Source organism: Thiomicrorhabdus sp., from assembly GCF_041583835.1.
Classification (GTDB): Bacteria; Pseudomonadota; Gammaproteobacteria; order Thiomicrospirales; family Thiomicrospiraceae; genus Thiomicrorhabdus.
Map to the genome: position 1 here is coordinate 34,208 of NZ_JBFHFC010000010.1, position 15,932 is coordinate 50,139.

Sequence of the window (15,932 nt, forward strand, 5' to 3'; positions counted from 1 at the left end):
CATTACTGACGGATTGTGCCGTCGCCCAGCACGATATATTTCTGCGACGTCAAACCTTCCAATCCGACCGGACCGCGAGCGTGAAACTTGTCGGTACTGATGCCGATTTCCGCCCCCAGACCGTATTCGAAACCGTCGGCGAAACGCGTCGAGGCGTTGACCATTACCGAACTCGAATCGACCTCGGCCAAAAAGCGGCGCGACGTACTGAAATTTTCGGTAATAATCGATTCGGTGTGACCGGAGCTGTACTGCGCAATATGATCCATTGCCGCATCCACATCGGCGACCACTCGAATCGATAGAATCGGTGCCAGATATTCCGTCGCCCAGTCGATTTCGGTTGCCGGAACGGCATCGATAATGGCACAGGTTTTTTCGCAACCGCGCAATTCGACGCCTTTTTCGGCATACTGTTTTGCCAATTCAGGCAACACTTTTTCGGCTTGCGATTCGGCAACCAACAAGGTTTCCATCGCATTGCACACACCGTAACGATGAGTTTTAGCATTCACCGCCACACGGATCGCTTTATCGTAGTCGGCGTCGTCATCGATATAGACATGACAGATGCCGTCCAAGTGTTTGATCACCGGTACGCGGGCATTCTGACTGATACGTTCAATCAATCCTTTACCGCCTCTCGGGATGATCACATCGACATATTCCGGCATGGCAATCAATTCCCCTACCGCGGCACGATCAGTGGTTTCAACGACCTGCACCGCCGTTTCAGGCAGACCTGCCTGTTTTAATCCTTGCTGAATGCAACTTGCCAATGCCTGATTGGAAAACGCCGCTTCGGAACCACCGCGCAAAATCGCTGCATTTCCCGATTTCAAACACAACGCTGCCGCATCGGCAGTCACATTAGGGCGCGATTCGTAAATGATACCCACCACACCTAAAGGGACGCGCATCTTACCGACCTGAATGCCGGAAGGACGGTAGCTCATATCGGTGACTTCACCTATTGGATCCTGCAAAGCCGCAACCTGACGCAGCCCTTCCGCAATCCCTGCAATTCCGGCATCAGTCAATGCCAAACGATCCAACATCGCAGCATCCAATCCGTTTTGCTTGCCGTTTTCCAAGTCTTTGGCATTTTCCGCTTTCAATACGTCAGCCGAATTTTCAATCGCTTCTGCCATCGCCAATAAGGCGCGGTTTTTCTGTGCCGTGGAAGCACGCACCAACACTCTGGCGGCTCGTCTGGCTTGCTGTCCCAATTGTTGCATATAGGCTTGAATATCCATGCTTTACGCTTCCTATCCCTTTAAATTTCGTCTTGTTCTTTTATTGATTTTTACTTCTATCGCCGTTTCGTTACGCCAATTTCACGGACTGACTCAGTGCGCTATCTTATGAATCAAAGCGGATAGTCCCATCCAGACCTCTTCGGCATTCAATGTCTTCCGAATGCCTTTGATCATCAAATCAATCTGTAAAGCGTCTTTCAGCAACGCTTGCCAATATTCCGACTGATGACGCTGCAAAGCAGAACCGACTTCATTCTGCCGCGATTGCCAAATACGCATCTGTTTATAAGCCTGTGCCAACGGCATCGTTTGGCGTAACTGCGAAAGTTCCACCAACTGACGAATCTCTTTAGCCAGCAACCATAAAATAACCGGTGCTTCCAGACCCTCCTGGCGGAGTCGTAACAACATTTGTTGCGCATAATCCGATTTGCCAAGCAACATGGCCGTCGCCAATGCAAACAGCTGATAATGCGCCTGGTCGACCACGCTATCGGCGATCACCTGTGCACTGATACTGGTATTGGCCGGGTGCAACAAGCTTAACTTGATCAATTCCTGATCGGCGGCAAGAAGATTACCTTCTACGCGCTCCGCCAACAGTGCCGCCGCTTCCGGTTCAAGCTGCAAACCGTACTGCCCCGCTTTCTGCTGACACCAACCCGGCAACGCCTGGGTTGGAACGGGTTTGGCCTGAATCACCAAGCCCGCCGACTCAATCGCCGTCACCCATTTGGATTTGACCTGACGGCTATCCAGTTTTTCGCATTCCAAAAGCACAATCACTTCCGGCGGCAACCCGGCTTGCGCCTGACTCAAATTCGCCCAGTCCTGAATAAACTTGGTACCTTCGGTTCCCGGCGAGCCTTTCGGCATGGACACCATGACCACACGCTGTTCGGAAAACAACGATCCGGCCTGCGTTTCCATTTGCAACGACTGCCAATCAAACCCGGCATCGACTTCATAGCGGTCGCCGAACAAATACCCTTGAGATTGCAAATTGTGTCGCAGACCGTCAACACAATCCCTTAAGAACAAGGCTTCTTCACCATAAAACAGGTAGATCGGTTTTAAATCCACCGTTCCCTGTTGTAACTGATTTAAAAAGGCACTGGCTAAAATCACTGGGCTTTATTCAACTCGTTTATTTATATGGGATTCAAAGGCGTTTTCAAGTGCGATACAAACCATCACTTGACCAACTCACCGGCTTGCTTCGACTTCATCAACAGGGCGCGATTAATTCGATCGACAATCTGACGCGCAATCTCTTGCGACATCTGCTTCTGAATATCCTGCAATTCACGGCTTGAAGCCAACAAGGCGTTATTATCGATCTGCTGATCACGATAACTGCTGACTTCGGCCGTCAACAACATAGCCTCGGTAGCAACCTCTTCAACCTCAAACGCCTGTTTCATCGTCAACAACACCGATGAAACGTCACCGGTACCGGTATAACTGGTTTTTGATTGATGCACGTAAGTTTTCGATAAACGCACTTCCAACTCCGCTCCGACCAGGCTGGACGAGATTATCACACCACTGCTCTTGAGCTGTTGTTTCAGTGCATCCTCAACATCATTCTGCACCAACTCCAACCCGCTAAGCTTGACGCTTTTGAACTGAGCTTCGCCCGCAGTGCCGTAGCCGCGCAAATGAAAACCGCAGCCACTTAACAAAGTCGCTACAAACAGTACCAAGAACAAACCGACACTGATTTTCATTGCGTTCATCGAAATCCCGAAAGATGCAATTGAATCTGAACAGGCCTGTTCGGTTTTCAAATGAGGCGTAACCATGCCGGAACCTTAGCCCTTAACCACTAAGTTGACTAGACGACCAGGCACAACAATCTCTTTCACGATCTCTTTGCCGTCGATGAACTTCAACACCGCCTCATCAGCCTTGGCTGCCGCCAGAATCGAATCCTTGTCGGCATCCGCCGCGACCTCGACCTTACCGCGCAGTTTACCGTTGACCTGAACCATCATCTCGATTTCCGATTTCACCAGTGCCGACTCGTCAACCTGCGGCCAACGTACATCCAACACCAAACCGGTTTTTCCAAGCGATGCCCATAGACTTTGAGCCATGTGCGGCGCCATCGGCGACAACATGCAAACCAGAATTTCCAACGCTTCCTGCATAACCGCACGGCCCTGTGCCGATTCGTCTTCGAACTTGCTGAGTTCGTTCATCAGTTCCATACATGCCGCAATGGCGGTATTGAAATGCTGACGTCGACCCATATCATCGGTGACCTTCTGCAACGTCTCATGCACTTTCAAACGTAACGCTTTCTGTGCCTTGTCCAAACCTTCCGAAGAAGTCGCCGCGTCTACCGAACCTTGTTCCAAATGCGCATGAACCTGACGCCAGACACGGTTCAAGAAACGGAAAGCCCCTTCCACACCTTTGTCCGACCATTCCAAGCTCTGCTCCGGCGGCGCCGCGAACATGATGAACAGACGCACCGTATCGGCACCGAATTTCTCGATCAATTCTTGAGGATCGACCGTATTCCCTTTGGATTTGGACATCTTGGAGCCGTCCAGCAACACCATCCCTTGCGTCAATAGGTTCTTGAATGGTTCGTCCGACTTGACCAAGCCCTGATCGCGCATCAACTTGTGGAAGAAACGCGCATACAACAGGTGAAGGATAGCGTGTTCGATCCCGCCGATATACTGGTCGACCGGCGCCCAATAGTCGGCACGCTCGTCCAGCATCGCCTCGTTGTTGTCTTTCGAGGTATAACGTGCGTGATACCAGGACGACTCGAAGAACGTATCAAAGGTATCGGTTTCACGTTTGGCGCGACCGCCGCACTGCGGACATTCACAATTCTTGAAGCTATCCATTTTCGCAAGCGGCGAACCGGAACCGTCCGGCACCACGTCTTCAGGCAGACGAACCGGCAACTGCTCTTCCGGAACCGGCAAGGCACCACAAGCCGGACAGTAGATAACCGGAATCGGGCAGCCCCAGTAACGCTGACGGGAGATACCCCAGTCGCGCAAACGGTAGTTAGTCTGTTTCTCGCCCAAACCTTTTTCGCCCAGAACTTTCGCCATTTCATGCAAGGCCTGCTTGGACTTCAAACCGTCAAACTGGCCGGAATTGACCAAAACACCTTTTTCGGTGAATGCTTTCTCGGAAACATCCGCCATCTCGTCTGAACTCGGTGCGATGACCGCTTTCATCGGCAAATCGTAAGCTTTCGCGAATTCGTAATCACGTTGGTCGTGTGCCGGAACCGACATCACCGCACCGGTTCCATACCCCATCAATACAAAGTTGGCCGCCCAAACCGGCACTTCTTCGCCGGTAATCGGATGCGTCACGCGGATTCCGGTATCAACCCCTTTCTTCTCCATGGTTTCCATATCAGCTTCGGCCGTGGAGATGTGCGAACACTCTTCAATGAAACGCTCAAGCGGCTCATTATTCAAAGCGGCTTTTTTCGCCATCGGATGATCTGCGGCGATGGCGACGTAAGTCACCCCCATCAATGTATCCGGACGAGTGGTATAGACATCCAACGTTTTGTCGTCTTCGCCGACGATCGGGAATGAAATCTGCAAACCGGTCGATTTCCCGATCCAGTTCTTCTGCATGGTCTTGACCTGTTCCGGCCAACCTTCCAATTTATCCAAATCGTTCAGAAGCTCTTCTGCGTAATCGGTGATGCGCAGGAACCACTGAGCAATCTCTTTACGTTCAACCGGCGCACCGGAACGCCAACCTTTACCGTCGATAACCTGCTCGTTCGCCAATACCGTCTGGTCGACCGGATCCCAGTTGACCACCGAAAGTTTACGGTAGACCAAGCCTTTTTCCATCAACTTGGTGAACAACCACTGCTCCCAACGATAATATTCCGGATGACAGGTCGCCACTTCACGCGTCCAGTCGTAACCCAAACCAAGCGACTTCAACTGGTTACGCATGTAATCGATGTTTTCATAAGTCCACTTAGCCGGTGCAACCTTGTGCTGCATCGCCGCGTTTTCCGCAGGCAGACCGAACGCATCCCATCCCATCGGCTGCAGAACGTTTTTGCCCTGCATACGCTGAAAACGAGAAATCACGTCACCAATAGTGTAGTTACGCACGTGCCCCATGTGCAGCTTACCGCTTGGGTAAGGGAACATGGACAGGCAGTAATACTTCTCTTTGCTCTCGTCTTCGGTGACGACAAAGGTTTGGTTTTCATCCCAATACTTCTGAATTTCGGCTTCGATCTGTTGCGGTTGATACTGAACTTCTGACATGAATTTTTTCTTCTGCTTTCTAAAAACTAAAATCGTTTAAAATCGGTTCCGACGGCTAAAATGCCAGAGCGGAACTTCGGCTTGATAAATCAAATAAATAAGTTCAATATTATAGTAGATAACAGACACGACAGAGGGAAAAATAATGAGTCAACATAAAATGTTGCACGCTTACCGGACATTACTGGATTTTGCAATGCGCACTGCGATTTCAGCAGAAAACGCAACGTGGTCGTTGCTTGGCAAAACCATCGAAAAAGCCGAACAGGTCGATCACGATTTGGAAGAGCTCACCGAAAAAGAATTCAAACAGGTTCAGGAAGACTTGCAGGCTGACCTAATGCAGACTGCGGAGTACTTGGCGGATGTGGAAAAAGGCATCGACGAATTTCTGGACATGGACCTGCCGGTTCTGGAACAGATACTGATCGATAAGGCTTTAAGCTTGGCGGACCCGACAGAAATCACGGTTTTACGATTCCGTCTGGCGGCGGCCATGGACGAGAACCACCCGATTCTCCAAGAAGCGCACCAACACAAACATTAAACCGTTAACCTTGTAACGGCAGTCACTTCAAACGCACTCTCTAAGAGTGCGTTTATACCGTAGAAACACTCTACGCTTTCGCCGCTTCCCTTTCTTTCCATGAACGCTTCAAGTTATGGATATAGATAATCAGAATGAAAAAAGCGGTTGAAATCCCACCTAAGATCAACAACGTCCAATTCTCTTCCGGCACGGTATCGAGAAGAATTAATTTTCGGATAATCACGACAAATGCAATCTCCAAAAAAGTCAGTGCGTAATCGAAACTGTTATTAATAAACAGAGCCTTAACAATCGCCAACACAATCAGTGTAAACAAAGCATCCGTCAACAGGACCTTAATCGACGGAAAATCCAAAACACCTTGTGCCAGAATGAATTCAAGTAATTTACTTGAAATACTGAACAGACAAGCGGCGAGGTACACCACCATAAAAATAATAAAAACCAACCTTAACAGAGAGACGGCTTTAACCATGCCGAGTTCGACTTCTTTTTGTACCAAAAGGTCTAACCGGCTCAACCAACTTTTTTTCGATTCCATGAATTTACCAGAGAAATATCAAAGAGAAGCTAATGAAAATTAGCAATCAAACGACCGTTTGAATTGAACAATTGTACCAAAGACCTAAGAAAGCGGGATAGAAAGCTTCAATCAAAACCCTTCAACTTAAGGCGCTCGAACATCCTTAATTTTAGAGAAACGGCCGGTTAAAAAATAACGCTTACTTAAAATGAAGCCGAAGATGACGAAAAGCATAAACAATATCGGCAAATTACGCCATTCCGCAAAAAAGGTCATCCCCTCGTACGGCTGAACTTCTCCGCGCAACACACCTTCTTCATAAGCCGGGATCGATTGCTTAACCACCCCTTTCACGTCCACAATTATCGTATGGCCGGTATTGGTACTGCGAGCGATTTCACGCCCCAACTCCAAAGCACGCATGCGCACTTCCTGTACCTGCTGTGCCGGTTCGAACGTATGCGCAAACCAAGCGTCGTTACTGACCGTCAACAAGTACTTGGCTTCTGGCAGGTAGCGCGCGAGCTCTTCGCCAAAAGCCATCTCGTAACAGATACTTAATCCGGCTAACTGCCCTCCCAGCATCATCGGAGGCTGATCCGGACTGCCGGCGGTAAACGTCGAGAATGGAATATCAAACAGGCCGGTCAGGAACTCGAATAACGAATGAAACGGGAAAAATTCACTGAACGGCACCAGGTGACTTTTCATGTAGCGATCTTCTGGGTTATGCAGATTTACCAAGGCATTGTAATAACGATCCGCATCACGATCTCCGGTAATCACGCCAGCCAAAATATCGGTATTAAGCAATTTGGCGTCCTTAATAAACGAATACAGCGCACCTTTCTCAACCACATCGTAGTAAGTAGGGATCGCAGTTTCCGGCCAAACCACCACATCGGCATCCATATTCTCTTTTGTGTAGGAAACGTAAGTTTTTAAGGTCGGATAAAAATTCTGCTTCTGCCACTTTTGTTCCTGCGGAACGTTACCCTGAACCAACGCGACATCAATAGGTTTACCGACAGGACTCACCCAATCGACCTGTTGAAGAAAACCGCCTCCGATCCAAACCAGAGCCAATAACATACTTGGCAACAACCAAGCCCGCTGCTGAACGAACCATAACAAAAGACCGGCGCTGATCGCTACCGCCCAACTCACACCCAACACGCCCAGCAGCGGAGCATACCCTTCCAACCAGGTGTCCAGGTGGCTTAGGCCCAAAGGTAAAAATGGAAAACCGCCGAATAAAGTACCGCGCAGATACTCGCTTAAAATCCAGACGGCCGGAAACAAAACAAATAAAGATAAACTAGGCCACTTCGAATCTTTCAAAGAAAAGGCTAACAGTCCAGCCAAACCGGTATAAAGCGCAAGAAAAAAAACAAAGACAAAGGTCGCTAATCCAGCGGCAACCAGATTAACGCCCGAATAGAAATACATGCTGGAAAACAGCCAGCTCACACCTAGACCGAACTGCCCCAGACCAAACCACAAACCGAGTTTGAATCCATCCAGACGGTTTTCTGCATTCAACCACAATGCAAATAAACCGGCCAGAGTTACCAGAATGACAGGGGAAAACGAAAACGGCGCATAGGCGAACACCGAGGCCGCTCCAAGAAAAAGAGCAATCCAATGCGTCTTACGAAGAATGAATACTTGCCCGATCGTTCGCCAAAACGCTTTCAACTATACCGCCTCGATTGCAGGATATTTTTTATCTGAATTCAGCGGCTTCACTTTAAACAGGTCAGCGCGTCGTTCACTGGCTTTTAGGACCTTAAACTTCAAACCGTACAGCTCGATCTCTTCACCTTCGACTGGCACATGCCCCAACTCCAGAGCCAAAGTTCCACCGATGGTTTCGCTTTTGTCTGTCGGAACATCTACCTGGAAAAAGTCATTAAACGTATCCAGTGCCGTAATCGCTTTTACCGTATAAGCTCCACCGACATATTTCTGAATACAGCTGTCTTCATCAACATCGTGTTCATCTTCGATATTACCGACGATCTGTTCCAAAACATCTTCGATGGTTACCAATCCGGCCAACTCGCCGTATTCGTCAACCACCAATGCCAAGTGATTGCGACTGGTCTTAAAATCGTGCAGCAACATGTTCAAACGTTTGCTTTCCGGAACGAACGTCGGTTCACGGTAAATCGCCTCCAACTCTTCCTTGGTCTTTAATTCACCTTTAACCACGGCACGAAAAACGTCTTTGGCCAACAAAACGCCGACGATTCCACCCTGGTTACCTTCAATAACGGGGTATCGCGAATGCGACGTTTCCAACATCTGTTCTAAAATCACTTCCAAAGGTTCCGAGGCGTCCACCACCTCGATCTGCATCCTAGGAATCATAATATCCCTGACACGCGATTCAGAGACATTCAGCACCCCCTCAATCATCAATTTCGCATCCGAATCGATGACACCTTGAGACTGTGCATCCTTAATGACATCTAAAAGCTCTTCCCGACTCTCCGGTTCATCTGAAAATACCTTTCCAAGACGCTCTAACCACGAAGAGCCGCTACTACTGTCGCTCATTAGCTTTTGTTACCTTCTGTTTTAAAAATTCTGTTTTGATCACTCATCGTCTGCATAGGGATTGGCATAACCTAATCCTTGCATGATCTCGACCTCCAAGGCTTCCATCTCTTCCGCCTCGTCATCCTCTATATGGTCATAGCCTTGCAAATGCAAGGTACCGTGCACAATCATATGCGCCCAGTGTTCTTCTAAAGATTTATTCTGTTCCGCAGCTTCTTTCGCAACGACTTCCGCACAGATCACCAAATCACCCAAATAGGGCAATGCCTCGCCTAAATCCAATAAGCCCGGCGGGTTTTCAAACTCAAATGAAAGCACATTGGTAGACTTATCCATGCCTCGATAATCACGATTAAGAGTACGACTCTCTTCCTCATCGACAATGCGTACGGTCAATTCATTTGCTTCATTAGCCAAGTCACCAACCAAACTGGCCTGAACCCACTCTTCGCACTGTTCTAATGTGGGAATCTTTTGGGGGTCAATTCCCCACTGCAAATCTACCTCAACCATTTTCGCCTCCGGCATTGCGCTTTAACATTTAAACTGTCTATCCAATCGATTTAAAATTATCCGCAACCGTCAAATCTTCTTAAGAAGATCGTGTCGAGTTAGCGGCGTTTTTACGATCGTATTGATCATAAGCCTTGACGATTTTCTGCACCAACGAGTGACGCACCACGTCTTTAGCCTGATAAAAAGTAAAGCCAATGTCTTCGACCCCTTCCAGCACCTCGATCACATGACGCAGACCGGATTTTTGGTGTTTCGGTAAATCACACTGGGTAATATCCCCGGTGATCACCGCCGTGGAAGAGAAGCCCATTCGGGTCAGGAACATCTTCATCTGTTCCGTGGTCGTATTTTGTGCCTCGTCCAGAATAATGAACGCCTCATTCAAAGTTCGCCCTCGCATAAACGCTAACGGCGCCACTTCAATGACATTCTTTTCAATCAAACGTTCAACCGTTTCAAAGCCTAGCATTTCAAACAGGGCATCAAACAGCGGTCGCAAGTACGGATCAACCTTCTGGCTCAAATCCCCCGGCAAAAAGCCGAGTTTTTCACCCGCCTCAACAGCCGGACGCGTCAAAATAATACGTCGAACCTTTTCGTTCTCAAGCGCTTCGACGGCACACGCTACCGCTAAATAGGTTTTACCGGTTCCTGCAGGGCCGATACCAAAGTTGATATCGTACTGCTGAATCGACTCAATATACTGAGCCTGGTTCGCGTTTCGGGTTTTGATGACTTTACGACGCGTTTTGATCAATTTTTGATCCACTGTCATCGCCTGAACTTCATCCAACCCTAAATCATGCAAAGCCAAGTGGACTTTTTGTGGATCCAACGTCTCCGCAGCCGTTTCTTCGTAAAGATCGCGCAATAACTGCTCGGCCTTGACCAAACGGTCACCCAATCCGGTAACGGAAATCGTGAATCCGCGGGCATTGATCTCAACACCCAAGCGCAATTCAATCTGTTCCAAGTGTTCATTATGCCAACCAAATAAATTTTGTAGGCGTTCATTATCCTGAGGATAAAGATTAAATTGAATGGTGTGCAATGTTGTCAATAGTGAATCTCGGAACTGAAAAATGAAAAAACGTTATTATTTCAAATAAATAATAACGTTTTTATGAACATTAAATGACCCTCGGCGGTCAATTAAACAATTAAGCTAAGTTTACAACGCATGAAATTGAGGTGCAACGTGTTTATCCGCTTCCGGTGTCGCCACCAATTTTCCACGTAATGAATTAGGCAAAGCTTCAAGAATTTCTACATCCACAAACTGGCCGATTAATTCCGGCGAACCTTCAAAATTCACTACTCGATTGTTCTCGGTACGACCGGCCACTTCGTTAAAGGCATTACGTGACAAGCGTTCAACCAGTACGCTCTGAACCGTACCGATCATTCCGTCGCTAATTTCCGCAGTCTGCTTATTCAGCAATTCTTGCAGTGCGTACAAACGACGTTTTTTCTTTTCCATCGGCTCTTCATCGGGCAAACTGGCTGCCGGAGTTCCTGGACGCGAACTGTAAATAAAGCTAAACGAACGATCATACTTAAGCTCTTCAACCAAAGCCAACGTCTCTTTGAAATCATCGCAAGTTTCTCCCGGGAAACCGATAATGAAGTCGCCAGACAAGCTCAAGTTAGGTCGCAAGGCTCTGATTTTACGGATCGTTGACTTATATTCCAACACCATGTGATTGCGCTTCATCAAAGCCAAAATACGGTCGGATCCCGACTGAATAGGTAAATGCAGATGCGACACCAACTCCGGAATCTCCGCATAACAATCGATAATGCTTTGCGACATTTCATTTGGATGGGAGGTTGTGAAACGGATTCGGTCAATACCTTCCACCGCTCTAACCGCATGCATCAACACGGCTAAATCCGCAATCTCGCCGTCCGGCATGACACCACGATATGCATTAACGTTTTGGCCAAGCAAATTTACTTCACGCACACCCTGCTCCGCCAAAGAGCGAATCTCGTGCATGACATCCTCGAACGGACGGCTGACTTCTTCACCACGTGTATAAGGCACTACACAGAAAGTGCAATACTTTGAACACCCTTCCATCACCGATACCATCGCCGAAACGCCGCTGACTTCGGGCTCCGGCAAGTTATCGAACTTCTCGATTTCAGGAAACGAAATATCGATGACCGCTTTTTTCTTTTTGATGCTGTCGTCACCACGCATATCCAAAGCTTGGTCGATCATGGCCGGCAAACGGTGTAACGTCTGCGGCCCGAAGATCACATCCACGCTCGGCGCACGCTGACGAATCACCTGCCCTTCCTGGGAAGCGACACAACCACCAACGCCAATGACGCGGTTCGGCTTTTTCTGCTTCCACTTCGCCCAACGCCCCAACTCGGAAAACACTTTTTCCTGAGCCTTCTCACGAACCGAACAGGTATTCATCAACACCACATCGGCATCTTCCGGTTCATCAACCAACTTTAAGCCATGAGTTTTTTCCAATAAACTCGCCATTTTGTCAGAATCGTATTCATTCATCTGACAACCGTAGGTAATAACGTAAAGTCCGCCAGTAAAAGGAGAGGTTTGCGACATACTTGATTTCCGTGCTAAACAAAGATTTTATTACAAAGCTATGTAACTGAATATTATATAAAAATTAAGGTCGCGTATTCTAACACACTCAATGCAACATGTGAGCAAAAACCAATTAATAACCAACTAAGAAAAACTCTTTCCAAAAAACTTATTCACTCAACCTTTGTTTATCTGAATTTTTTAATAAATACTCCGCCTGCGAGGCATAATTTTTATAATCCTCAGGCACCTCATCCTGTTGCCGATACCAGAGCAAATATTGTCTCAAATCATAATAATTACTGTCCCTCACAGCATTATGAAATAAGTTCTGCATATTATCTCGAACTAAGTCGAGATAGAGTTCATTACCAGAAGCGTATTGAAAATACCCTACCTTTTCCTGCTCGGGAAACTGTTTATAGAAAAAAAGTCGATTTTTAAAATAATAAACTTCAAACGCACTCCAGGCTGATTGATAGCCATAACGCCAAAAAATCAAAACGAGCACTAATGCTCCCATGACAATAACCACCTTAACAGCGCCATACAAATTGAAACTAAATTTGTATGTTTTGAGATGCGTGCCATAAAACAATAGGAATAAAGTTAATAAATAATGTGTCGCTGACAATGAAAAAGGGTACGAAACTAAGGCTTGGACAACCAAAGGAGATAACAATCCAAATTGAATCAATAGGTGCTTACCCCCCTGTCTGTACCAGTTAACCAATAACCCCAGGAAAGACAGTACAACACCCAACATGCCAACCAATCCCGTTTGAATGAACCAAAAAAGCAATTCATTATGCGGATGAGTAACTCGATATATATCAAACCCGACAATACGGGGGTCATGCCATAAATTATGAACGGAAACATACTCTTGAAAAACTTTCGGGTAATTACCTATACCTATCCCAAACCAGATATTATCTTGAAAAATAGACCAGCCCGTTTGATACAAAAACCAACGAACATCCGTTCCAAACACTACGTTAGCAAATTTATCATTAACCGAACTTCCTAGAACTGGCACAATCAAACCAATAACGACCCCAAAAATCGCTACAAACAACCAAATCCAAATGTCTTTTGATTCCTTTACAAGCTGGTCGCGTATAGCCCAAACAACAAAGATCAAGCCTAAAATCAAACCCAACAGCCCCGAACGGGATCCACTATTTATTACAAGAAAGGCGCCCATTGCCACAAACAGGTAAATCGGTATTTTCAGCCAAACACTCAAACTAGAAAAACGTTTTTGAGACACTAAAAACAGTGACAGAACCTCGGTAAAAGCGATAAAGCTAGCAAACATATTCTTTTGCTGCAAGGAACCTAAGTAGCCTGATGATTTAATTATTAAAGGATAATACTCGGTAAAAACATATAGCACTCCAAACCGATCAAATCTTTGATCTAGCGCAATCAACCCTTGCATAAAACCCAAAATGCATAAGGCATAAAAAAACCAAAACCAATGATTTTGCTTCCATTCGATTTGTAACAAACCTATAACAAAAGATAAACCGAACAGCATTGCCAAAGCTTGATATTTAAACTCTATCCAATCGGTTGTTTTAAATGATCCAACCAAAAGCAAAAGCAAAACACACAGCAGGAAAATGGCAGGTAACCTCGAAAATAGAACTCGACCCGAACTTATCGAGTAAAAGACCATCCAAAAAAGAAAACCTGTTAAGCCTATGTAAACACCCAAATTGGAGGGCGTAACTATTCCCGACTGTCCGCCAATATTGGGAACTGAAAACAAGCTCATATAGAAAATTGAAACTAATAAAAAAAGGCCTATTGAAAGAGTTTTCTTTTGAAACATAACACCTTCTCAAACGAAAAAAGCCCGCAAAAAGCGGGCTTTTACTTAAAAAACCAAAGCTGCTAAAGGACTATTTAAGCTCTTTACATAAAATAAAGGCTGCTCCAGTTGCCGTATATGCAGCTGCAGTGCTGACATCAGCAGTACCACCACGAACAGTACCTGTGGTTGCAACGCCATCATCAAGCTTAGTGTCAATATTCGTTGCAATAGTATCTTCGATATTACTTGCACAAATCATAGCTTTATTAGGAATCATATTTGTTGCAGCAGCTGGTACATATTCAAACACACCTTCAAGAGCATGCTCTGAACCTGTTGCCGTAGTTGATGTAGCCGGATCCCCAGTCAGAAACCCTTCCGTTCTTAAGTTATACCAAAATGCAGCATTCGTTGTACCTGGATAAACACCTTTACGGTCTCTATAAGCCCAATAAGCAGCTGCGATATTATCAAAATCAGCCGTTACACTTTTCACTTTCGAGTTTTCAATCAACTCTTGACCTTTCAAAACACCACCTAACAACAAACCGATGATGACCAATACAATCGCGATTTCCACCAAGGTGAAACCTTTTTGATTCTGTAGCTGTGCTTGTGTATTTTTCATTTTCTCTTCCTCTTGAAATTTGAAAAATTTAAAAACCTTAACTTTAGGTGTATTTAATAATAACAAAAGCGTTTCACAAAAAAAGAGTAAAAGTTTTTTACCCCATCAAAAATAAGTATTTATCACAATTTTGGTATATTTCGCAAGGTTATTTTAAAAGACATCTTCTTTTCATGCTGTTCGAAACCAATTTCTCCACCAACCTGTTTAAGTAATTCTCTTGTCAAAAACAACCCCAATCCCATTCCACTTTTGCTGGTTGTCCAGAAAGGTTCGAACATCCTTTCAGACTTTAGCCTGGCATCTTCTTTCTGCAAACAGCTATTGATTCGAACTTGAACACCCTCGTCATTCTCATTAATTTCAATCCGCAATGGACAATCCCCAATAGGATGATCGCGGTAATTGCCCAAAATATTTTTAAACACCTCCAACAATAGAGGACGTGCAACCGCTACACTCCCATGTCCGTGCAGTTCCGCTTCTAACTGATACATGAACAGAACCTCTTCAATCAATTCATTCAAATCAAATCGCTCTGACTGATAAAACTCATGCAGCGGCTGATTCATTTGCCTAATCGTATTTGTCGCTCGTCGAGCCATGACCGGTAGACTATCTTTTAACCGATTAACCAAACGCAACTTATCTACATCCTGTTCCAGCCCCGCAACCTGTTCACTCAACAATTTAATGAATTGCGCAATATTTTTTACTTCATGCTGTACAAACATTTGATAACGTTCCAAACGTTTTTGAGAATTTAAGATTTCAGCATGTTTATGCTCAAGGTCCTGTTGCAAGATTTGAGTAAACGTCGTCATAATCAGGTCGAGCCAACTGCTTCGCTCACCACGATAGCGTGGCAATTCGAACGTCAACAAAAAATGCATATCGTCACTTTCCAACTCGAATTTCCGCTGAATTGCCGAACGGCGGCCATTATGCCCAAACGATTCGAATCGCTGCTCGCCAAACCAATCGATACTGGCCTGCAATTGAAAAATTCCGGCTTTTTCGAGAATCGGCCACGCTTGGTCGAAAAAGTCCAACGCGTCTTGACCAACTTTTTGATTAAGTTCGTATAGCTCGGCAATCGTACGGCTTAAACGCGAAGTTTGCTGATGTACGTAAAAAGCGACCCAAAGCAAAACCAGACCAAGCGTAATCAGACTTAGGGAAAACCAATCGCTCAAAAAGCCCATTCATTCGTCCCTACATCT

14 protein-coding genes are annotated in these 15,932 nt (G+C 46.1%); 1 reads left to right on the forward strand and 13 read right to left on the reverse strand.

Annotated features, from left to right (window positions below):
* Positions 1-2: 2 nt before the first annotated feature.
* The 4 genes from ABY044_RS06990 to leuS form a co-directional block, all read right to left on the reverse strand.
* Positions 3-1,256, reverse strand: coding sequence for a glutamate-5-semialdehyde dehydrogenase (locus tag ABY044_RS06990; protein ID WP_373019508.1), 1,254 nt, complete (start codon positions 1,254-1,256; stop codon positions 3-5).
* Positions 1,257-1,349: 93 nt separating this feature from the next.
* A complete protein-coding gene (holA, locus tag ABY044_RS06995; RefSeq protein WP_373019509.1) occupies positions 1,350-2,387 on the reverse strand; it encodes a DNA polymerase III subunit delta in 1,038 nt (345 codons plus the stop codon).
* A gap of 65 nt (positions 2,388-2,452) precedes the next feature.
* A complete protein-coding gene (lptE, locus tag ABY044_RS07000; RefSeq protein ID WP_373019510.1) occupies positions 2,453-3,064 on the reverse strand; it encodes an LPS assembly lipoprotein LptE in 612 nt (203 codons plus the stop codon).
* Between the two features lie 9 nt (positions 3,065-3,073).
* Complete coding sequence (gene leuS, locus ABY044_RS07005) at positions 3,074-5,539, reverse strand: leucine--tRNA ligase (protein WP_373019511.1); 2,466 nt, start codon at positions 5,537-5,539, stop codon at positions 3,074-3,076.
* 145 nt (positions 5,540-5,684) lie between these two features.
* On the opposite strand from leuS, the gene ABY044_RS07010 reads away from it, so the two are divergent.
* On the forward strand, positions 5,685-6,086 hold the full coding sequence (locus ABY044_RS07010) for a hypothetical protein (RefSeq protein WP_373019512.1): 402 nt from the start codon (positions 5,685-5,687) through the stop codon (positions 6,084-6,086).
* Between the two features lie 70 nt (positions 6,087-6,156).
* Here the strand turns inward: ABY044_RS07010 and ABY044_RS07015 are convergent, their stop codons facing one another.
* The 9 genes from ABY044_RS07015 to ABY044_RS07055 all read right to left on the reverse strand — a co-directional run bounded on the left by ABY044_RS07015 (position 6,157) and on the right by ABY044_RS07055 (position 15,914).
* Positions 6,157-6,630 (reverse strand): hypothetical protein, encoded by a 474-nt coding sequence (locus ABY044_RS07015; protein ID WP_373019513.1) that lies wholly within the window; start codon positions 6,628-6,630, stop codon positions 6,157-6,159.
* Between the two features lie 126 nt (positions 6,631-6,756).
* Positions 6,757-8,310, reverse strand: coding sequence for an apolipoprotein N-acyltransferase (gene lnt, locus ABY044_RS07020; RefSeq protein ID WP_373019514.1), 1,554 nt, complete (start codon positions 8,308-8,310; stop codon positions 6,757-6,759).
* On the reverse strand, positions 8,311-9,174 hold the full coding sequence (locus tag ABY044_RS07025; protein WP_373019515.1) for an HlyC/CorC family transporter: 864 nt from the start codon (positions 9,172-9,174) through the stop codon (positions 8,311-8,313).
* A 39-nt stretch (positions 9,175-9,213) separates the two neighbouring features.
* Complete coding sequence (gene ybeY, locus ABY044_RS07030; RefSeq protein ID WP_373019516.1) at positions 9,214-9,690, reverse strand: rRNA maturation RNase YbeY; 477 nt, start codon at positions 9,688-9,690, stop codon at positions 9,214-9,216.
* Positions 9,691-9,769: 79 nt separating this feature from the next.
* Complete coding sequence (locus ABY044_RS07035; RefSeq protein WP_373019517.1) at positions 9,770-10,753, reverse strand: PhoH family protein; 984 nt, start codon at positions 10,751-10,753, stop codon at positions 9,770-9,772.
* A 111-nt stretch (positions 10,754-10,864) separates the two neighbouring features.
* Positions 10,865-12,277, reverse strand: coding sequence for a tRNA (N6-isopentenyl adenosine(37)-C2)-methylthiotransferase MiaB (gene miaB, locus ABY044_RS07040; protein ID WP_373019518.1), 1,413 nt, complete (start codon positions 12,275-12,277; stop codon positions 10,865-10,867).
* A 151-nt stretch (positions 12,278-12,428) separates the two neighbouring features.
* The gene (locus ABY044_RS07045; RefSeq protein WP_373019519.1) at positions 12,429-14,099 is read right to left on the reverse strand and encodes an O-antigen ligase family protein; all 1,671 of its coding nucleotides are present in this window, start codon (positions 14,097-14,099) and stop codon (positions 12,429-12,431) included.
* Between the two features lie 70 nt (positions 14,100-14,169).
* The gene (locus tag ABY044_RS07050; RefSeq protein WP_373019520.1) at positions 14,170-14,709 is read right to left on the reverse strand and encodes a prepilin-type N-terminal cleavage/methylation domain-containing protein; all 540 of its coding nucleotides are present in this window, start codon (positions 14,707-14,709) and stop codon (positions 14,170-14,172) included.
* 122 nt (positions 14,710-14,831) lie between these two features.
* Positions 14,832-15,914: an ATP-binding protein gene (locus ABY044_RS07055; protein ID WP_373019521.1), complete on the reverse strand. Its 1,083-nt coding sequence runs from the start codon at positions 15,912-15,914 to the stop codon at positions 14,832-14,834.
* Positions 15,915-15,932 lie beyond the last annotated feature (18 nt).